The 17,950-nt window shown below is 69.3% G+C and carries 19 protein-coding genes; 5 read left to right on the forward strand and 14 right to left on the reverse strand.

What is annotated here, in order from left to right; all coding sequences use genetic code 11:
• From IB278_RS28465 to IB278_RS28485, 5 genes are all read right to left on the reverse strand, one after another.
• On the reverse strand, positions 1–124 hold a 124-nt coding region (locus tag IB278_RS28465; RefSeq protein ID WP_192327153.1), incomplete at its 3' end, for an acyl-CoA dehydrogenase N-terminal domain-containing protein.
• A gap of 74 nt (positions 125–198) precedes the next feature.
• Complete coding sequence (locus tag IB278_RS28470; RefSeq protein ID WP_192327156.1) at positions 199–1,131, reverse strand: electron transfer flavoprotein subunit alpha/FixB family protein; 933 nt, start codon at positions 1,129–1,131, stop codon at positions 199–201.
• A gap of 2 nt (positions 1,132–1,133) precedes the next feature.
• Positions 1,134–1,883, reverse strand: a complete 750-nt coding sequence (locus IB278_RS28475; RefSeq protein WP_145747318.1) for an electron transfer flavoprotein subunit beta/FixA family protein — start codon at positions 1,881–1,883, stop codon at positions 1,134–1,136.
• A 138-nt stretch (positions 1,884–2,021) separates the two neighbouring features.
• Positions 2,022–3,302: a mechanosensitive ion channel family protein gene (locus IB278_RS28480; RefSeq protein WP_145747317.1), complete on the reverse strand. Its 1,281-nt coding sequence runs from the start codon at positions 3,300–3,302 to the stop codon at positions 2,022–2,024.
• A 39-nt stretch (positions 3,303–3,341) separates the two neighbouring features.
• The gene (locus IB278_RS28485; protein WP_145747316.1) at positions 3,342–4,295 is read right to left on the reverse strand and encodes a histone deacetylase family protein; all 954 of its coding nucleotides are present in this window, start codon (positions 4,293–4,295) and stop codon (positions 3,342–3,344) included.
• An 86-nt stretch (positions 4,296–4,381) separates the two neighbouring features.
• Here IB278_RS28485 and IB278_RS28490 point away from each other — a divergent pair, with 86 nt between their 5' ends.
• The 5 genes from IB278_RS28490 to IB278_RS28510 are packed head-to-tail and all read left to right on the forward strand — an operon-like array spanning position 4,382 to position 10,112.
• Complete coding sequence (locus IB278_RS28490) at positions 4,382–5,302, forward strand: AAA family ATPase (protein WP_145747315.1); 921 nt, start codon at positions 4,382–4,384, stop codon at positions 5,300–5,302.
• 25 nt (positions 5,303–5,327) lie between these two features.
• Complete coding sequence (locus IB278_RS28495; protein ID WP_192327159.1) at positions 5,328–6,299, forward strand: DUF58 domain-containing protein; 972 nt, start codon at positions 5,328–5,330, stop codon at positions 6,297–6,299.
• A 16-nt stretch (positions 6,300–6,315) separates the two neighbouring features.
• Positions 6,316–8,337, forward strand: a complete 2,022-nt coding sequence (locus IB278_RS28500) for a transglutaminaseTgpA domain-containing protein (RefSeq protein ID WP_192327162.1) — start codon at positions 6,316–6,318, stop codon at positions 8,335–8,337.
• 52 nt (positions 8,338–8,389) lie between these two features.
• Positions 8,390–9,481, forward strand: coding sequence for a lytic murein transglycosylase B (mltB, locus tag IB278_RS28505; protein ID WP_192327165.1), 1,092 nt, complete (start codon positions 8,390–8,392; stop codon positions 9,479–9,481).
• Between the two features lie 4 nt (positions 9,482–9,485).
• Entirely contained in the window at positions 9,486–10,112 is a 627-nt protein-coding gene (locus IB278_RS28510; RefSeq protein ID WP_145747311.1) for an N-methyl-D-aspartate receptor NMDAR2C subunit, read from the forward strand.
• A gap of 31 nt (positions 10,113–10,143) precedes the next feature.
• On the opposite strand, the gene IB278_RS28515 is transcribed toward IB278_RS28510, so the two are convergent.
• The 9 genes from IB278_RS28515 to IB278_RS28555 all read right to left on the reverse strand — a co-directional run bounded on the left by IB278_RS28515 (position 10,144) and on the right by IB278_RS28555 (position 17,925).
• The gene (locus IB278_RS28515; RefSeq protein WP_145747310.1) at positions 10,144–10,647 is read right to left on the reverse strand and encodes a hypothetical protein; all 504 of its coding nucleotides are present in this window, start codon (positions 10,645–10,647) and stop codon (positions 10,144–10,146) included.
• Entirely contained in the window at positions 10,644–11,729 is a 1,086-nt protein-coding gene (locus IB278_RS28520; protein WP_192327168.1) for a beta-ketoacyl synthase N-terminal-like domain-containing protein, read from the reverse strand. Before IB278_RS28520 ends, IB278_RS28515 begins: the two co-directional genes overlap by 4 nt.
• Positions 11,726–12,004 (reverse strand): acyl carrier protein, encoded by a 279-nt coding sequence (locus IB278_RS28525; protein ID WP_145747322.1) that lies wholly within the window; start codon positions 12,002–12,004, stop codon positions 11,726–11,728. The genes IB278_RS28520 and IB278_RS28525 overlap by 4 nt, the downstream gene beginning before the upstream one ends.
• Positions 11,998–13,155, reverse strand: a complete 1,158-nt coding sequence (locus IB278_RS28530) for an ABC transporter permease (RefSeq protein ID WP_145747308.1) — start codon at positions 13,153–13,155, stop codon at positions 11,998–12,000. The genes IB278_RS28525 and IB278_RS28530 overlap by 7 nt, the downstream gene beginning before the upstream one ends.
• A gap of 8 nt (positions 13,156–13,163) precedes the next feature.
• The gene (locus tag IB278_RS28535; RefSeq protein WP_192327171.1) at positions 13,164–14,087 is read right to left on the reverse strand and encodes an ABC transporter ATP-binding protein; all 924 of its coding nucleotides are present in this window, start codon (positions 14,085–14,087) and stop codon (positions 13,164–13,166) included.
• Positions 14,088–14,413: 326 nt separating this feature from the next.
• A complete protein-coding gene (locus IB278_RS28540; RefSeq protein ID WP_145747306.1) occupies positions 14,414–15,394 on the reverse strand; it encodes a BtrH N-terminal domain-containing protein in 981 nt (326 codons plus the stop codon).
• Positions 15,391–15,786, reverse strand: a complete 396-nt coding sequence (locus tag IB278_RS28545; protein ID WP_145747305.1) for a hypothetical protein — start codon at positions 15,784–15,786, stop codon at positions 15,391–15,393. The genes IB278_RS28540 and IB278_RS28545 overlap by 4 nt, the downstream gene beginning before the upstream one ends.
• Before the next feature lie 35 nt (positions 15,787–15,821).
• A complete protein-coding gene (locus IB278_RS28550; protein WP_192327173.1) occupies positions 15,822–16,955 on the reverse strand; it encodes a beta-ketoacyl-ACP synthase III in 1,134 nt (377 codons plus the stop codon).
• On the reverse strand, positions 16,945–17,925 hold the full coding sequence (locus tag IB278_RS28555; protein WP_192327176.1) for a dialkylrecorsinol condensing enzyme: 981 nt from the start codon (positions 17,923–17,925) through the stop codon (positions 16,945–16,947). Before IB278_RS28555 ends, IB278_RS28550 begins: the two co-directional genes overlap by 11 nt.
• Positions 17,926–17,950 lie beyond the last annotated feature (25 nt).

The raw sequence follows: 17,950 nt of genomic DNA on the forward strand, positions 1-17,950 counted from the left end.
CGAGCACGGCCTGTGCGGTTTCGAGGCCGGCGTCCTCGAAGCCCGGCAGCCTGGCGATCTCGCCGATGTTGGCCAGGTGCTCGATGTCGAACAGCATGTCCTTGAGGGGGGCGGTGTAGCTCATCTCTTGTCTCCAGATACAGCGGATACGAAAAGGGCATCGCGAACGATGCCCTCCGGCTCAATGCGGCAATCGCGTCAGAGCGCCTTCACCAGTTCGGGCACGGCCGTGAACAGGTCGGCCACGAGGCCGTAGTCGGCCACCGAGAAGATCGGCGCTTCCTCGTCCTTGTTGATCGCCACGATCACCTTGGAGTCCTTCATGCCGGCCAGGTGCTGGATCGCGCCCGAGATGCCGCAGGCGATGTACAGCTGCGGCGCGACGATCTTGCCGGTCTGGCCCACTTGCCAGTCGTTCGGGGCGTAGCCCGCATCCACCGCGGCGCGGCTCGCGCCCAGGCCGGCGTTGAGCTTGTCGGCCAGCGGCGTCATCACCTCGGTGAACTTCTCGGCGCTGCCCAGGGCCCGGCCACCGGAGACGATGATCTTGGCGGCGGTGAGTTCGGGGCGGTCGCTCTTGGTGACTTCACGGCCCACAAAAGTGCTCTTGCCGCTGTCGGCCACGCCTTCGGCCGTTTCAACGCTTGCGCTGCCACCCGTGGCGGCGGCGGCATCGAAGCCGGTGGTACGCACCGTGATCACCTTGGTGGCGTCGCTGCTCTGCACGGTGGCGATGGCGTTGCCCGCATAGATCGGGCGCTCGAAGGTGTCGGGGCTGATCACCAGCGTGATGTCGCTGATCTGCGCCACGTCGAGCTTGGCGGCCACGCGCGGCGCGACATTCTTGCCGTTGGCGGTCGAGGGGAACAGGATGTGGCTGTAGTTGCCAGCGATCGCCAGCACCTGGGCGGCGACGTTCTCGGCCAGGTTCTCGGCCAGGCTCGGGCTGTCGGCCACGATGACCTTTGCCACGCCGGTGATCTGGGCGGCGGCCTTGCCGGCTTCGGCGGCGTTGGCGCCGGCCACGAGCACGTGGACGTCGCCGCCGCAGGCCAGCGCCGCGGTCACGGTGTTGAGGGTCGCGGGCTTGACGGTCGCGTGGTCGTGTTCGGCAATAACAAGTGCGGTCATGTTCAGATCACCTTCGCTTCGTTCTTCAGTTTGTCCACCAGCGTTGCAACATCGGGCACCTTGATGCCGGCGCCGCGCTTGGGCGGCTCGCTGACCTTGAGGGTCTTCAGGCGCGGCTTGACGTCCACGCCCAGGTCCTCGGGCTTGAAGGTGTCGAGCTGCTTCTTCTTGGCCTTCATGATGTTGGGCAGGGTCACGTAGCGCGGCTCGTTCAGGCGCAGGTCGGTGGTGATGACGGCCGGCAGGCTGAGCGTGATGGTCTCCAGGCCGCCGTCGACTTCGCGCGTGACGGTGGCCTTGCCGTCGGCCACTTCGACCTTGGAGGCGAAGGTGGCTTGCGGCAGGTCGGCCAGCGCGGCGAGCATCTGGCCCGTTTGATTGGCGTCGTCGTCGATGGCCTGCTTGCCGAGGATGATCAGTTGGGGCTGTTCCTTGTCGACCAGGGCCTTGAGCAGCTTGGCCACGGCCAGGGGCTGCAGCTCCTCGGAGGTTTCCACCAGGATGCCGCGGTCGGCGCCGATGGCCATGGCGGTGCGCAGCGTCTCCTGGCACTTGGCATCGCCGCAGGAGACGGCGATGACTTCGGTGACCACGCCCTTTTCCTTCAGGCGAACCGCTTCTTCAACGGCGATCTCGTCGAAGGGGTTCATGCTCATCTTGACGTTGGCAATGTCCACTCCGGTGCCGTCGCTCTTGACGCGCACCTTGACGTTGTAATCGACGACCCGTTTGACAGGCACTAGAACCTTCATTGACTTGACTCCATTGGGATTGCAAAAAGGGGGCTTCGAGGGCAGCCGGTCATTTTAGGGTCCGGCCTTTGCCGCACCTGCGCCCATGGCGACTGGTATCGTGGTGCAACAAAAAAGAACGACCGTGCTTTTTCGTGATTATACGGCAGGGCCGCGCGCTGCGGAAACGCCCGGCGGCAGCGACTCCACCCGCAGCACGCGCTGCGGATACGGAATGTCCACGCCCGCGCTGCGCAGGCCTTCGAGAATGGCGATGTTGATGGCCGAGCGCAGGTTGTCCTTGCCCTTGTCGGGGTCGGCGACCCAGAAGTTCAGCGTGAACTCCAGTCCGTCGGGCGCGAAGTTCATCAGGAAGGCCACGGGCGCCGGATCGGTGATCACGCGCGCCTGGGCCTTGGCCGCCTCGCACAGGATGCCCTGCACCTGCGCCACGTCGCTGTCGTAGCCCACCACGATGCTGGTCGTGATGTTGAACTTGCGGTCCGCCATCGAGAGGTTCTCGACCCGGCTGGTGATCAGCGACTCGTTCGGCACGATGGCCTCGCGCCCGTTGCCCGCGCGGATGAGCGTGTAGCGGGTCTTGATGTCGGTGATGCGGCCCTCGAAGGTGTCGACCTTGACGTTGTCGCCGATGCGGATGGAACGCTCCAGCAGAATCACGAAGCCGCTCACGTAGTTGGCGGCCAGCTTCTGCAACCCGAAACCCAGGCCCACGCCCAGCGCGCCGCCCAGCACCGAGAGCGCCGTGAGGTCGACCCCCACCGCCGACAGCGCGAACAGCAGGCCGACCAGCAGCAGGAAGGCGCGCACCGCGTTCGAGGCCACCTTGCGCATCGAGAGGTCGGTCACGGCTTCGCGCAGGATGCGCTTTTCGATGGTGGCGGCGATCCACAGCGCGATCACCAGCACCAGCCCGGCGGACAGCACGCCCTGGAAGATGGTCTGCAGGCTGACGCGCGTCTTGCCGAAGGCCAGCGTGATGTCGTCGAGCTCGGCCAGCACCGGCGGCAGCAGCCCGACGATCCAGAGGATGGCACCGATCCACGCCAGCCACGAGATCGTGCGCTCCAGCAGCCGGACCAGGTTGGAGGCGGGAAAGACCGCCCGCATCACGCGTGCGAACAGCCGGATGACCGCCAGCGACAGGAACACCGACACCCCGATGCGCAACACGAGCACGGGCTGGTAGCCGCTTACCAGGCGCCGGGCCAGTTCGGCGAAGACCAGTGCCAGCAGCGGGAACAAAAGCCCATCGAAGGTGCGCTCGCCGAACCAGATGGAATCCTTCGGCTGGTCGCGCCCGAACCAGCGGGTGACGACCCAGGCGATGACCACGCAGGCGACCAGTGCCGCCAGCTCGATGCCCAGGCCGCGCGCGTCGACCTGGCCCAGGCGTTGTGTGAAATCGTTGAAATTCATCTCTTGGAAAAACAGGGCGCGGCGTTCGCGCCGGCGGCTCTACAGGTCGGCAAGGACACGGATATGGGCTTCGACGCTGCGCGCCAGGGCGTCCAGGTTGTAGCCCCCTTCGAGCATCGAGACGATGCGCCCCTGCGCATGGCGCCGGGCGACATCGCGGATGCGGCCCGTGATCCAGGCGAAGTCGCTCTCGGTGAGGCCGAGCTGGCCCAGGTCGTCCTCGCGGTGGGCGTCGAAGCCCGCGCTCACGAAGACCATCTGCGGCGCGAATTCTTCGAGCCGGGGCATCCAGGCGGCCTCGATCAGCTCGCGCACGTCCATACCCCTGGTGTAGGCCGGGATCGGCAGGTTCAGCATGTTCGAGGCCGGGTGCTCGGTGCCGCTGTACGGATAGAACGGATGCTGGAAGAAGCCCACCATCAGCACGCGCGGATCGTTCGACAAAATGTTCTCGGTGCCGTTGCCGTGGTGCACGTCGAAGTCGACGATGGCCACGCGCTCCAGCCCGTGCACCTCGAGCGCATGCCGCGCCGCAATGGCCACGTTGTTGAGGAAGCAAAAGCCCATGGCCTGCTCGCGGCAGGCATGGTGTCCGGGCGGGCGCACCGAGCAGAACGCGTTCTCGATCTCGCCCGCCATCACCGCATCGGTGGCGGCAATGGCGGCGCCCGCGGCGCGGCGCGCGGCCAGCAGCGTGAAGCGGTTCAGAATGGTGTCGGGGTCGAGCTGCGCATGCCGGGGTCCGCCGGCCGGCTCGTCGGCCACCAGGCGCTGGTGCAGCGATTCGAGATGTTCGAGGTGCGCCTCGCTGTGCGCGCGCGTGATCTGGGCCAGGGTGGCCAGCGGCACGTCGCGGTGTTCGAGCGCGTCGCCCACGCCGGTGAGCAGCAGCCTGTCCTCGATGGCGTCGAGCCGCTCGGGACATTCGGGATGGCCCCGGCCCATGTCGTGCTTCCAGCAATCGCGATGTGTGAAGTAGCCGGTCTTGCCCATGTGTTTGCCGTGTCTCTGTCGTATCTAGACCTCACACGGCATGGGGCCGCGCAGTCTTACGGTATCGTTTGCATATGGATACAAATATGGACGTTGCTGCGAAGCTTGCCACTTTGCTGAGTCAGCTTAACACGGTGATCGTGGGCAAGGAGCCCCAGGTGCGCGACTGCGTGGCCTGCCTGCTCGCGGGCGGTCACCTGCTGATCGAGGATGTGCCGGGGGTCGGCAAGACCACCCTCGCCCATGCGCTGTCGCACACCTTCGGGCTGCAGTTTTCCCGGGTGCAGTTCACCGCCGACCTGATGCCGGGCGACCTGTCGGGCGTGGCCATCTACGACCGGGGCCAGCAGGCCTTCGTGTTCCACCCCGGGCCGATCTTCGCGCAGGTGCTGCTGGCCGACGAGATCAACCGCGCGAGCCCCAAGACGCAAAGCGCGCTGCTCGAAGCCATGGAAGAAAAGCAGGTCACCATCGAGGGCGAGACGCGGCCGCTGCCCACGCCCTTCTTCGTGATTGCCACGCAGAACCCGCAGGACCAGCTCGGCACTTTCGCGCTGCCCGAATCGCAGCTCGACCGCTTCCTCATGCGCATCTCGCTGGGCTACCCCGACCGCGCCGCGGAGCGCGAGCTGCTCTCGGGCGCCGATCGACGCGAAATGCTGGCCACCCTGCCCGCCATGCTGACCGCCGGCGAGCTGACCGCGCTGCAGCAGCGCGTGCAGCAGGTGCATGCGGCCGAGCCGCTGCTGAACTACGTGCAGGACCTGATCGCCGCCACGCGTTCCGGCCGCTGGTTCCTGCAGGGCCTCTCGCCGCGCGCCGGCATCGCCGTGCTGCGCGCCGCCAAGGCGCAGGCGCTGCTGGCCAACCGAAACTACGTGGCACCGGACGACGTGCAGTCGATCCTGCCGCAGACCATTGCGCACCGCCTCACCCCGGTGGGCGACGCGGGCCGCGGTGCCGTGGAGCAGGTGCGCGCAATGATCGCGGACGTGCCGCTGCCGTGAAAACGAGCACGCCCTCCGGCCACCGATGATCGCGTCGCTACGCTCGCGCATCGACGGCTGGTTCCTGTCGCGCCGGCCGCCTTCGGACACGATGGAGCTCACCCAGCGCAACGTCTACATCGTGCCCACGCGCGCCGGCTGGACGCTGGGCGCCACGCTGCTGGTGCTCTTGATCGCGTCGATCAACTACCAGCTCAACCTCGGCTACCTGCTGACCTTCCTGCTCGCGGGCAGCGTGGCCGTGGGCATGCACGTGAGCCACGCCACGCTGCGCGGCCTGGCCATGCACATGATGCCGCCCGAGGCGCACTACGCAGGCGCCGCCGCGGTCTTTCGCGTGGTGCTGCACAACACGCGGCGCAGCGTGCGCTACGGCATCGGCATGGCCGTGCGCGGCAGCGGCCAGTGGGCCTGGACCGACGTTCCGGCCGAAGGCAGCGCCACGGTCGAGATCGCATTCAAGCCCGAGCGGCGCGGGCTCCACCCGGTGCCTGCGCTCACCGCCGAAACGCGCTTTCCGCTCGGCACCTTCCGCGTCTGGACGGTGTGGCGGCCGGCCGCGAAGATGCTGGTCTATCCGGCGCCCGAGGCCCATCCGCCGCCGCTGCCGCCGGGCGAGCCGCTGTCGGGCCCGGCCGCCACATCGGCCGCGCTGCGCGCGCAGGCCGCCGGCGAGTACGACGGCCTCAGGGCCTACCGGCGCGGCGACCCGCTCAAGCTCGTGGTCTGGAAGAAGGCGGCCCGCGCGCAAGCCACCGGCTCGGAAGACCTGGTGAGCCGCGACACGCAGCAGACGCAGCGCGAGGAGCTGTGGCTCGACGCGCAGGCCACCCAACTCGCCGACACCGAGGCCCGGCTCTCGCGGCTCTGTGCCTGGGTGCTGATGGCGGACCGGCTGGGCGTGGACTACGGCATCCGCGTGGCCGCGCGCGTGGTGCAGCCCTCGCAGGGAGAAGCCCACCGAAGGGCCTGCCTGGAGGCGCTGGCGCTATGTTGAATTTGGAGCCGCGCCCATGAACAAGTTCATGCGGGAAATCTCCGCGCTGCCAAGGGACGCCCGGGACACGCTGTTCCTGCTCGCGGTGATCGCGCTCATCGTGCTGCCGCAGGCCGCGAACCTGCCCTGGTGGTGCACCGCCATCACGGCGATGGTGCTGGTGTGGCGCAGCACGCTCGCCGTGGAGGCCCGTCCGCTGCCGGGCAAGTGGGCGCGCGTGGGCCTGTTGGTGCTGGCGCTGGCCGCCACGTTCGCCACCCACCGCACGCTGCTGGGACGCGATGCCGGGGTCACGCTGGTCGTGATCCTGCTCGCGCTCAAGACGCTGGAGCTGCGCGCGCGCCGCGACGCCTTCGTCATCTTCTTCCTGGGCTTCTTCGCGATGCTCACGAACTTCTTCTACTCGCAGTCGCTGATGACCGCGGTCACCATGCTGCTGGCGCTGCTGGGCCTGCTCACCGCGCTGGTCAATGCGCACATGCCGGTGGGCAAGCCGCCGCTGATGCAGGCGGCGCGCACTGCCAGCTGGATGGCCCTGGCGGGCGCGCCGATCATGCTCGCGCTGTTCCTGCTGTTTCCGCGCTTCGCGCCGCTGTGGGGCACGCCCGCCGATGCGATGGCCGGGCGCACGGGCCTGTCGAACACCATGCGCGTGGGCGCCATCGCCGAACTGGCGCTCGACGACAGCATCGCGGCGCGCATCAAGTTCGAGGACAACCGCGCGCCGCCCCAGAATCAGCTGTACTTCCGCGGCCCGGTGCTCGCGCAGTTCGACGGGCGCGAATGGACGGCGCTGCCGTCCTGGGCGCGCGGCGCGCCGCCATCGGGCAACCTGCGCACCAGCGGCCAACCGGTGCGCTACGAGGTCACGCTCGAACCCAACCACCGCCCCTGGCTGCTCACGCTCGATGCGGCGCCCGCCGCGCCGCAGGCGCCCGGCTTCGAAGTCACGGGCACACCCGACCTGCAATGGGTGGCGAACCGCCCCATCGCCGACCTCGTGCGCTACCGCGCCGAGAGCTACACGCAGTTCCACAGCGGCCCCATGCGGCAGACGGCCGCGCTGCGGCCCTATCTCGCGCTGCCGCCCGGATCGAACCCGCGCACCGCTGCGCTTGCCGCGGAAATGCGCGCCCAGCCCGCGCTGGCCAGCGGCGGCACGCAGGCCTTCATCCGCGCCGCATTGCAGCGGCTGCGCACCGGTGGCTACAGCTACACGCTGGAGCCCGGCGTCTATGGCAACGACACGGCCGACGAGTTCTGGTTCGACCGCAAGGAAGGCTTCTGCGAGCACATCGCCTCGGCCTTCGTGGTGCTGATGCGCGGAGCAGGCATTCCGGCGCGCATCGTGACCGGCTACCAGGGCGGCGAACTCAACGGCGTCGACAACTACTGGGTGCTGCGCCAGAGCGACGCGCACGCCTGGGCCGAGGTCTGGGAGGACGGCGTGGGCTGGGTGCGCGTCGATCCCACGGGCGCGGTGTCGCCGGGCCGGGTCGGCCAGCAGCAGCGGCTCGTGCCGCAGCCGGGCCTGTTCGCAGGCGCCATCGGCGCGATGAGCCCCACGCTGGCGCAGAACCTGCGCGCCGCCTGGGAAGCGGTGAACAACGGCTGGAACCAGTGGGTGCTCAACTACACGCAGAGCCGGCAGCTCAACCTGCTCAAGAGCATCGGCTTCAACGCGCCCAGCCTCGAGGACCTGGCCTACGTGCTGCTCTACCTGCTGGTGGGCGCGAGCCTTGCCGGCGCGGCATGGGCCCTGTGGGAGCGCAGCCAGCACGACCCGTGGCTGCGCCTGCTCGGCCAGGCGCGCGCGCGCCTCGCCAAGGCCGGCCTCGAGGTGTCCGGCACGGCACCGCCGCGCCAGATGGCCGCCCAGGCAGAGGCCCGCTTCGGCCCCGCGGCGCAGGCGGTGGGCGAATGGCTGTTGAAGCTCGAGGCCCAGCGCTACGCCCAGGCCTCGCCGGCCTCGCTCGCGGCCCTGCGGGCCGAGTTCCGGCGCCTGGACTGGCCCGCCGCGCCCTCCGCTGCCCGCTGATGCCGCGTGCGTCCCGCCGAGGCAGGCTCGCGCGGACGGCACAATCGGCGCCATGCGATTTTTTCTTCCCACGCCGCGCCGCGCCGCCGCCGTTGCCCTCCTCGCCGCCTGCTGCGCAGGGTCCATGGGGGCGCAGGCCCAGAAAGCCCCCAGCGCCCGCAGCGTGAAAACCGTGGCCGGCAGCACGCCCTACGCCACGCGCGAGGACGCCATGCGCTTTGCCGACGAGGTGGCCGAGCGCCGCGGCCTCGACCGCGAATGGGTGCGCGCCACCATCGGCAGCGCGCGCTTCTTGCCGAACGTGCCGCGCCTGATGCTGCCGGGCCCGGCCGGCACGGTGAAGAACTGGCAGGCCTACCGCAGCCGCTTCATCGACGCGACGCGCATTGCCGCCGGCGTGCGCTTCTGGCGCAACAATGCCGACACGCTCGCGCGCGCGGAGGCGATGTACGGCGTGCCGGCCGAGATCATCGTGGGCATCATCGGCGTGGAAACCATCTACGGCCGCAACATGGGCAACTTCCGCGTGATCGATGCACTGGCCACGCTGTCGTTCGATTTCCCGCAGGCCCATCCGCGCGCGGCCGAGCGAGAGGCCTTCTTCCGCGGCGAACTCGAGAGCTTCCTGAGCACCGAAAGCCGCACTTCGGACAACCCGCTGCGGCCCGTGGGCAGCTATGCGGGCGCCATGGGCATGCCGCAGTTCATGCCCAGCAGCATCGCCAAGTACGCGGTCGACTTCGACGGCGACGGCCGCATCGACCTGGTCGACAACCCCGCCGACGTGATCGGCTCGGTGGCCAACTACTTCAAGGCCTTTGGCTGGACGCCCGGGATGCCCGCCACCTACCCCGTGCATTTCGAGGAGGCCCGCCTCCAGAAGGCGTTGCTGCTGGCGCCCGACATCCTGCCGAGCTTCAGCACCGACAGCTTCGTGGCGGCCGGTGCGGTCCCTGAAGGCGAGGGCCTGCGCCACAAGGGCCTGCTCGCGCTGATCGAACTGCAGAACGGCGCCGATGCGCCGCCAAGCTATGTGGCCGGCACGCGCAACTTCTACGTGATCACGCGCTACAACTGGAGCAGCTACTACGCGATGTCGGTGCTCGACCTCGGCCAGGAGGTCAAGGCCGCCATGGAGCAATAGCCCGATGGCACCCGAGGCACTGCGGGACAACTGGAATGCCGCCTGGCGCGCGCTGGGCGTGGCCGCTGCCGACGAGGCGCTGTGCATCGAACTGCAGTGCCGCTACGGCGAGCCGCAGCGCCACTATCACACGCTGCAGCATCTCGGCGAATGCCTGGCCTGGTTCGAGCGCGAGAAGGAACTGGCCGAACGCCCCGGCGAAGTGGCGCTCGCGTTGTGGTTCCATGACGCGGTCTACGACGTGCATGCGCACGACAACGAGGCCCGCAGCGCCGAATGGGCGCGCGGCGCCATCCTCTCGGCCGGCGCGCCGGCCGACGCGGCCGACCGCGTGCATGCGCTCGTGATGGCCACGCGGCACGATGCCGTGCCCGAGGGCCGCGATGCCGAACTGCTGATCGACATCGACCTGTCGATCCTCGGCGCGGACCCCGCGCGCTTCGACGAGTACGAACGGCAGGTGCATGCCGAATATGCGTTCGTGCCCGCCGAGGTGCGCCGGCCGCGCCGCCGCGCGATCCTGCAACGCTTCCTCGCGCGGGAGGCGATCTACGCCACGCCGCGAATGCATGCACTGCTGGAGGCAAGGGCCCGCGCCAACCTGGCCCGGTCGATCGCAGCGCTGGCCTGATTCCGCGCCTGCGGGATTGCCTTGCGGTGCTTCAGGCCGGCACCAGCCGCCACCATTCGGAGCGCGGCTTCTCGCCATTGCGCTCCTCTTCCACCACTCCGACCAGCAGGCCGGCGCTGCCGGCGCCCAGCTTCGAGAACTGCAGCAGCTGCTGCGGATCGCGGCTGAGCGCAAAGCTCGCGTCGCCCTGCCATTCGAGGCAGCGGCCGACCTCCGCCAGCATCAGCGCGGGCTGGCCCTGCATGAAGGTGAACGGCATCAGCATGCCGGCGTCGAGCTGCGCCAGGCCCGCATGCGTCGCTCCCCAGGCGCCGCGCAGGCTCGAGACGCGCAGGCGCGCCCCCGCGGGCAAGGCCGCCTCGCCCGCGGCATCGAGGCACTGCCGGGCCCCGAACATCGCAAGCTCGGTCCAGAGCCCGACGCGCCGCGGCCGCCGGCCGAGCCGGTGCGCGAGCCGGTCGCGCCAGTCCGCAGGCAGCGGATCGGCCGTGAAGTGGGCGGCGGTGCGCCATGCCTGGGCGGAGCCGGCGTTCATCGGCCATCCTCCAGCACCAGCGAGGCGTGCCCGCCGCCGAACCCGACCACATTGAGCAGGATGTGGCGCAGCCCGGCCGGCGCCTGCGTGCTCAGGGCAATGCCGAGTTCATCGTCGAGCGCATAGCCGGCCGACGGCCACACGCCACTCTCGATACAGGCAACGAGCAAGGCCAGCTCGGCGGCACCCGAGGCACCCAGCGTGTGGCCGATCGCCGACTTGAGCGACACCAGCGGCGGCAGCGGATCGAAGACCTGCTTCAATGCCATCGCCTCGATCGCATCGTTGGCCGGGCTGCCCGCAGCCTGCACCTTGATCAGGTCGATGTCCTGCGGCCGCAGCCCGCTCTGCGCCAGTGCCTGATGGCACATCGCAAGCACCGCGCTGGCTTCGGTGCCCGATGGATTGCGCCCGTCGACCACGTTGGCCCCGCCCACGATGCGCCAGCGCGCCGCGCGCGAGCCGAGGCGCAATGCGGCCACCGCCTCGCCAAGCACCAGCCCGTTGCGTCCGGCGCCGAAGGGCCGCGCGCTGTCGGGCGAGAGCAGCTGCATCGCGCCGAAGCCGGCCACCGTGAAGCGGTTGCCCAGCTCGGCGCCGATCACCAGTGCCTCGCCGGCCTGGTCGCTGCGAATCAGGTCGCAGGCCGCGAGCACGGCGTTGAGCGCCGAGGTGCAGGCCGTCGAGATGGTGAAGACCGGCCCTTGCCAGTCGAGCGCAGCGGCCACGAGGCCGGCAAAGTCCTGCAGGTCGCCGCCCAGCCGCAAGTCTTGCACCGTGTGTTCCATGCCGCCGATGTCGAGCGAGGACGATGCGACGAAGAGCGGCCCGGACCGCGCCGCCGCCGCCGCCGCCCCTTGGTACGCCTGCGCGGCCACGCCGCGTACGACGCGCTCCAGCCGCTGCTTCCAATCGCCCTCCTGCGGCGGGAGCTTGTGCACCGGCCACTGCACGCCTTCCGAGACGGCGACCGGCACCGGCTGCACGCCGCCGCGCGCCAGGGCGGCCACGGCGGACAGAAGATCGTTGCCGAGCGCGCAGGCCAGGCCCATGCCGGCAAGGTACACGCTCTTGCCGCTCATGCCTTGCCCGCTTGCACCAGGTGGTCGGCCAGGTGGGCGATGGAGCTGAGCGCGCGGCGCGTTTCCTTGCTGTCGGGCATGCGCACGCCAAAGCGCTGCTGGATCGTCATCGATACCTGGAGGGCATCGAGCGAATCGAGGTCGAGCCGGGCCTCGGGCCCGAACAGCGGCTCGTCGTCGCCAAGGCCGCCCGGCGGTGCGTCCTTTTCGACGGCCTCGAGCACCATGGCCTTCAGGCTGGCGATGAATTCAGCGGAATGGGAGTGGGTCACGATGCGCGCCTGCGAAACAGAAAGACGGCGAGAAGGAACATGGCTGCCGCAAACACCACGAGCCGACCGACCTGCGGCAGCGTGTCGGCCACGCCGCCGCCGCGCAGCAGCACGGTGAGCAGCGCCTCCAGCCCCCAGTTCATCGGCGAGATCTCGACCAGCCGCTGCATGAAGGCCGGCATGACGAACTTGGGCACCATGATGCCGCCGGCTGCCGCCATCAGCACGTTGACCATCGGCCCGATGGTGGCGGCCTGCGCATGGCTGCGCACTGCGCATGCGAGCGCCAGCGACAGGCTCACCGCGGCCAGGCTCACGGCCGCGAGCGCCAGCACCAGCGCGCCCCAATGGATACCCGCGAGCGAAAGCGCGTCGCCGCCGATCAGCGGCATCAGCCAGATGCCGGCGGCCAGCATCAGCACGGCCTGCAGCGCGTTGACGCCCAGGTAGGGCAGCGCCTTTGACATCAGCAGCATGACGCGCGAGACGCCCAGGCTGCGCAGCCGGCCCAGCGCGCCGGAGCTGCGTTCCTGCACGAACAGGCTGGAGAGCGAGGCGACCACGAAGAACATGCCGAACACCAGCCATGCGGGCACGTTCTGCTGCACCGAAGTGGGCCGCGGCCCGGCGGTGGCATAGCGCTCGGCCTTCACCAGCGCCTGGATCGAGGCGCCCGGCGGCGGGCCCGAGGTGCCGGGCACCGCCAGCGCCAGGCGTGCCTTCAGTTCGCCGGACGCGCCGATGAGTTCGGCGCGCAGCGCGTTGAACAGGTTGGCGTCGATGCCGGGCTCCGTCAGCAGCCGGATGTGGGCCTGGGTCGACAGCGCGGCCGATTCGAGTTCCTCCGACAGGCCGGGCTCCAGCACGATCACGTACTTGAGCGCGCCGCTTCGCAGCTGCGCCTGCCAGTCGGCATCGAGCGCCTTGGGCGCGCCATGGCTGCGCTGCCAGATCTGCTGCAGCCATTGCGCGGGCGTTTCGGTGTCGCGCCGGTCGACCGCATAGCTCAGTTCGGCCAGCGGCGGCCGGTAGATGTCCTTCAGCGTGAGCGACATCAGCACGATGAAGACCATCGGCATCAGGAACAGCGCCGCGAGCCCGTGCATGTCGCGCACCAGTGCGAGCAGTTCCTTCTTGATGAGCGCGAAGAGCATGGGGTTCTTCAATCGCGCAGCGAGCGATGGGTGAGCGCCATGAAGAGCTGCTCGAGATCGTGGCGGCCGAACTCGGCGTGGCGCACCTCGATGCCTTCGGCTTCCAGGGCCGCCAGCACGGGACCGGGTCCGGTGCCTTCGCGCAGGTGGATGCGCCAGTGCACGCCGCCCTGCTCCACCGCACCGAAGCGCGAGAGCCTCTGCGCGTCGAGCCCGTCGGCCGCCAGCGTGAGCAGCATGGCGCTCTTCGACAGCAGCTGTTCGAGCGAGCCTTCGCGCAGCACGCGGCCATGGTCGAGGATGGCCACGCGGTCGGCAATGGCCTCGATCTCTTCCATGTAATGCGAGGCATAGATCACCGCCGCGCCCTGCTGCGCGAGGCTCTTGATGGCGTCGAGGATGAAGGCGCGCGACTGCGGATCGACGCCCACCGTGGGCTCGTCGAACAGCATCAGCTCGGGCTCGGGCAACAAGGCGATGGCAAGGTTAAGGCGGCGCTTGAGGCCGCCCGAGAGCCGCTCGGCGCGCACGCCGGCAAACTGCTCGAGTTGGGCGAAATGCGTACAGGCCTCGATGCGCGCCTTCCTGCGCGCACCGGCCAGGCCGCCCGCCGCGGCGAAACATGCGAGGTTCTCGGCCACCGTGAGCATCGGATAGAAGGCCTGGTCCTGCGGCGCCACCGCGATGCGCGTGGGTGCCTTGGCGCGCACCTGCTGCAGCGGCTGGCCGTCGATGCGGATCTCGCCCGACTGCACCGCGAGCGCGCCCGAGAGGTGCGAGATCAGCGTGGTCTTGCCCGCGCCGTTGGGGCCGAGCAGGCCCATCACGCAGCCTCGGGGCACCGCGAGCGAGACGTCGGCCAGCGCGGCGGCGGCGGCGGCGGCGGCGGCGGCGTGCGGATAGCGGTAGCCGAGGTTCTTCAGTTCGAGCATCGGGCTGTGCGCTGTTGTTCTTGGCGCTCTTGTTCAGGGCCCGTGCACAGGCCACCGGGTACTCCCCTCCGCGAATGTCCCCCGGCTTGCGGCCTCCTCCTTGATTTCGCTGCGGGGAGCACCCGATGCCCTGTGCACCTGGGCACGCTCTGTGTGCACGGCTGATCAACGACCGCACTGTCCAACGCTCCCGTCGATGGGGTGCCTTGCGCAGCGAAATAAAGGAGGAGCCGAAGGCGGGGGACATTCGCTTCGCCGCGTACCCCGTCGGCGGGAGCGCGCCCTGAATGCCCTCCAACGCGACGAACGGAAAAACAAGCCCTCATTCAGGCAACAGCGGCCTTGAGGTCGCGAAAGAAGGTTTCTTCCTGCTGAGCCTGCTCGCGCAGCTTGCCGGCCAGTGCCATGGGATCGACCGGCTCGCGGCCCTTCACCATGCGCGCCGCCTTGAGCGCGAAGGCGCGCCAGCCATCGCCGATGGCGATCAGCCGCTCGGACATCTGCTGCAGCTGCGGCTTGTCGAGCAGCTGCGCCGCCTCCTGCAGGAAGCCCGCGTAGATGAAGCGGAAGCCCGCCCCGCCCGTGCCGATTTCTTCCTGCATGCGCACCACGTGGCCGATGAAGTCGACGCTGCGCGGATCGCCCGGCGGCAGCTTCTGCATGCGCTTGGCCAGCGTGCGCATGCCGCGCACGCCGACGATCGGAATCGGCGCGAGCATGGTGCGCACCGTCTTGCGGATCGCCTTGGTCACCGAGGCCGCATCGACCGTCTTGCGCTCGATGGCCTGCGGGTAGTACATGAGGCCCTTGGGTGCCAGCACGCCCTTGGCGAAGCGCGCACGCGAAAGATCGGCGCTGGCGCAGCGCACCGGCTCTTCGAACACCGGATCGCTGATCAGGTAGTCGTCGCCCTCCTTGCCGTACACCAGCAGGTTGTGCGCGTTGAAGTGGAAGCGCATGTTGGGCGGAAAGTACGGCAGCCAGTAGACCGAGGTCTGCAGCCCCACGATCTGCCCGCCCGCAAGCAGTGCATCGAGGCGCTGCGCGCCGGCCTCGGGACTGCGGAAGGTCTCGAAGCGAAAGCGCGCGGCCATCGGCGCCAGGAGGCCCTTGATGATGGCCTTGGGCGGCATGCGGTACGAGATGAGCGGCAGGCCCGAGAGCTTGATGAACGGCAGGTAGGCGAAGGACAGCGCCGACGACAGGCCGAGCGCCATGCTCTCTGTCATGGGCGCGCCGTGGTGGCGCATGAGGCTGGAGATGACGCCGCTTTCGCAATGCGCCGCTTGCTGGTGTTCGAATGTCACGGCAGGCCCTGCAAGGTGGAAACGGGAAGTCCCAGCGCCTCCGAATAGCGCGCCAGCTGCTTCGCGGACAGCGCTGCAAAGTGCTTCGGCTTCAGGTGGCGCCGCACGCGCCATTGCCAGAAGCCGCTGGTCTGCGAGAGCAGCGCCACGTCCATGCGGCGCTCGTACATCCAGTATTCGAGCGGCGACGCGAGCCCGCGGGCCACGCGTTCCCTGGCGTCGCGGGCCTGCTCGATGAGCACGTCGACTGCATGGCTGGTGACGATTTCCTCCGCCTCCCAGCCGCGCGAGCGCGTGGTGACCACGCGGCCCTGCGCGTCGCGCGCGTACATGAGCTTGGCATGGCCGTCGAGCGTGGCGTTGCCTTCCTGCGGAACAGCATCGAGGTCCATGTCAGGCCTTTCGGCGAGTTGTGGCGTGGTTCATGTCACACGGCTTCCATGTAGATGAAGCCGCTCGAGAAGCGGCCGCTTTCGGGCACGAACATCAGCAGCTTGTGGCCGGGCTTGATGCGGCCCGAACGGAACAGCTCGTCGAGCATGATGTAGGGCGAGGCCGACCCGGTGTTGCCCTTGGTCGCGAGGTTGCTGAACCAGCGCTCGCGCGGAATGGCAAAGCCCATCGACTCGAGGCAGCGGCTCACGGGCTCGACGAAATAGCCGGACGACAGGTGCGGCAGGAACCAGTCGACGTCCGCCGCCCTCAGCCCGCGCTTCTCGACGATGGCCGCCAGCGGCTCGCCCAGCGTGGCGCGCACGATGTTCTCGTTGAGCAGGCGCACGTCCTGCTTGACGGCGAAGGTCGATTCGCGCCGCCAATCTTCGGGGTCGGTGCGCGCCCAGCCGTCGAGCCCGCCCTCGGCATTCTTGTCGGCGCCCGCGTACATGCACACCGGCAGCTCGTGCGCGGCGGAAGACAGGTCGATCCATTCCACGCGCAGCGACAGCGGGCCGCGCGGCTCGCGCTCGAGCAGCACCGCGCCGGCGCCGTCGGAAAGCATCCAGCGCAGGAAGTCTTTCTCGAAGGCGAGTTCGGGCCGCTCCTCGAGCGCCTGCAGCTTGTGTTCAAGCTCGGCCTCGAACCTGGAGCCGCGCATCACGGCCGAGGCCAGTTCCGAGCCGGTGGCCACCGCGCGCCGCGCGTCGCCCGAACGCACCGAGAGCCAGGCATGCTTGAGCGCCGTGGTGCCCGCCAGGCAGATGCCCGCGCAAGCCACCACCTCGAGCCGCGGCCAGCCGAGCTCGCCGTGCACCATCACCGCGTGGTTGGGCATCAGCTGGTCGGGCAGCGAGGTGCCGGTGACGAGGCAATCCACCGGGCCGGTGTCGCCAAGCGCCCGGATCGCTTCGGCGGTGAGCTGCGCATTGCTCATGGCGAGCTGGCCGGTGGCCCGGTCGATCGCGTAGTGGCGCGACTGGATGCCGTTGCTGCGGAGAATCAGCCGCCGCGCGCGCGACGCCTTGCCGCCGATGCGGCCGAGGACGTCTTCGATGTCTTCATTGCTGACCGGGGAAAAGGGCAGGAAGGCGGCAGTGCGGGTCAGGAAGACTTCAGTCGTCATAAAGGGGGAAGCGGTCCGTGGCCGAGCCCGAAGGGCGTTCGAAGCTGGCTGTCATTTTAGTCAGCCACCCCTTGAACAGCGGCCGCAGCAGCGCCTGGAGGCTCAGGCTCACCGGCACGACCGTGACAATCAGCACGAGCAGGAACATGACGTAGAGCAGCAGCAGCGGCTTGCGCTGCCAGGCGCCGGGCCGGCCCGCCGCCATGATCAGCTTGCCCCAGAGGAAAAAACTGCGCGTGCCGGCCTTTTCGCTGATAAGAAGCCGCGCGTCGGCCCGCACCGCGCCCAGGCCCGCGAGCAGCGGCTGCGATCCGCGCTCCCGGTCGCCATGCAGCGCCTCGCGCAGCGCCCGGCCGAAACGGCCCGCGCCCCGGATCTGCGCGTCGCTCAGGCCGGCGTCGGGCATGCCCCAGAAACCGCGCTTGCGGCCCCAGATCAGCCAGGCCGGCGTGGTGAAGAAGGTGGCCAGCGTCGGGCCGGGATCGGTGAACACCACGTTGTCGATCAGGCGCGCGCCCGCCGCGTCGAGCAGGCCCTTGAGCTTCTCGTGGGCCAGCAGCCACATGTTGCGGCAGGCGATGACCGTGACCACCGGCTTGCCCTCGAGCAGGCGCCGCGCCAGCGGATGCTTCAGGAAGGCGACGACCGGCTGCGACGGCGCCAGGAACCACACCTGGTACGGCAGGATGACAAGGTCGAAATCCTCGTCGCCCGCGAGCGAGAGCGGCGCCAGCGGCGGCGGCTTCATGTGGGCCGACTCCGGGAACGCGTCGAAGAAGGTCAGGAACGGCCACGGGAACGGAAAATCCGCCTCGGGGCGCAGGGTTTCGACGTGCACGGAGATCCCCGGGTCGGCCCTGAGCGGCGCGACGATCTGCTCGGCGACGCTGCCGAGCTGGCCGGTCTGCGAATAGTGGATCACCAGGACACGCTTGGTGCGCGCGGCGGGGCTGGAAATGCTTGAGTTCACTTGCTGGGGCGAGGCGGGGGCCGTC

Origin of the sequence: Variovorax sp. VRV01 (assembly GCF_014852545.1) — a bacterium.
GTDB classification, from domain to species: domain Bacteria; phylum Pseudomonadota; class Gammaproteobacteria; order Burkholderiales; family Burkholderiaceae_C; genus Variovorax; species Variovorax beijingensis_A.

Bases quoted from the DNA above. Each gene is read 5' to 3' on its own strand.
- IB278_RS28515 (WP_145747310.1), bottom strand. From the start codon at position 10,647: ATGAACGCCGGCTCCGCCCAGGCATGGCGCACCGCCGCCCACTTCACG.
- IB278_RS28480 (WP_145747317.1), bottom strand. From the start codon at position 3,302: ATGAATTTCAACGATTTCACACAACGCCTGGGCCAGGTCGACGCGCGC.
- IB278_RS28490 (WP_145747315.1), top strand. From the start codon at position 4,382: ATGGACGTTGCTGCGAAGCTTGCCACTTTGCTGAGTCAGCTTAACACG.
- IB278_RS28510 (WP_145747311.1), top strand. From the start codon at position 9,486: ATGGCACCCGAGGCACTGCGGGACAACTGGAATGCCGCCTGGCGCGCG.
- IB278_RS28470 (WP_192327156.1), bottom strand. From the start codon at position 1,131: ATGACCGCACTTGTTATTGCCGAACACGACCACGCGACCGTCAAGCCC.
- mltB (WP_192327165.1), top strand. From the start codon at position 8,390: ATGCGATTTTTTCTTCCCACGCCGCGCCGCGCCGCCGCCGTTGCCCTC.
- IB278_RS28535 (WP_192327171.1), bottom strand. From the start codon at position 14,087: ATGCTCGAACTGAAGAACCTCGGCTACCGCTATCCGCACGCCGCCGCC.
- IB278_RS28520 (WP_192327168.1), bottom strand. From the start codon at position 11,729: ATGAGCGGCAAGAGCGTGTACCTTGCCGGCATGGGCCTGGCCTGCGCG.
- IB278_RS28485 (WP_145747316.1), bottom strand. From the start codon at position 4,295: ATGGGCAAGACCGGCTACTTCACACATCGCGATTGCTGGAAGCACGAC.
- IB278_RS28495 (WP_192327159.1), top strand. From the start codon at position 5,328: ATGATCGCGTCGCTACGCTCGCGCATCGACGGCTGGTTCCTGTCGCGC.
- IB278_RS28475 (WP_145747318.1), bottom strand. From the start codon at position 1,883: ATGAAGGTTCTAGTGCCTGTCAAACGGGTCGTCGATTACAACGTCAAG.
- IB278_RS28500 (WP_192327162.1), top strand. From the start codon at position 6,316: ATGAACAAGTTCATGCGGGAAATCTCCGCGCTGCCAAGGGACGCCCGG.
- IB278_RS28530 (WP_145747308.1), bottom strand. From the start codon at position 13,155: ATGCTCTTCGCGCTCATCAAGAAGGAACTGCTCGCACTGGTGCGCGAC.
- IB278_RS28545 (WP_145747305.1), bottom strand. From the start codon at position 15,786: ATGGACCTCGATGCTGTTCCGCAGGAAGGCAACGCCACGCTCGACGGC.
- IB278_RS28550 (WP_192327173.1), bottom strand. From the start codon at position 16,955: ATGACGACTGAAGTCTTCCTGACCCGCACTGCCGCCTTCCTGCCCTTT.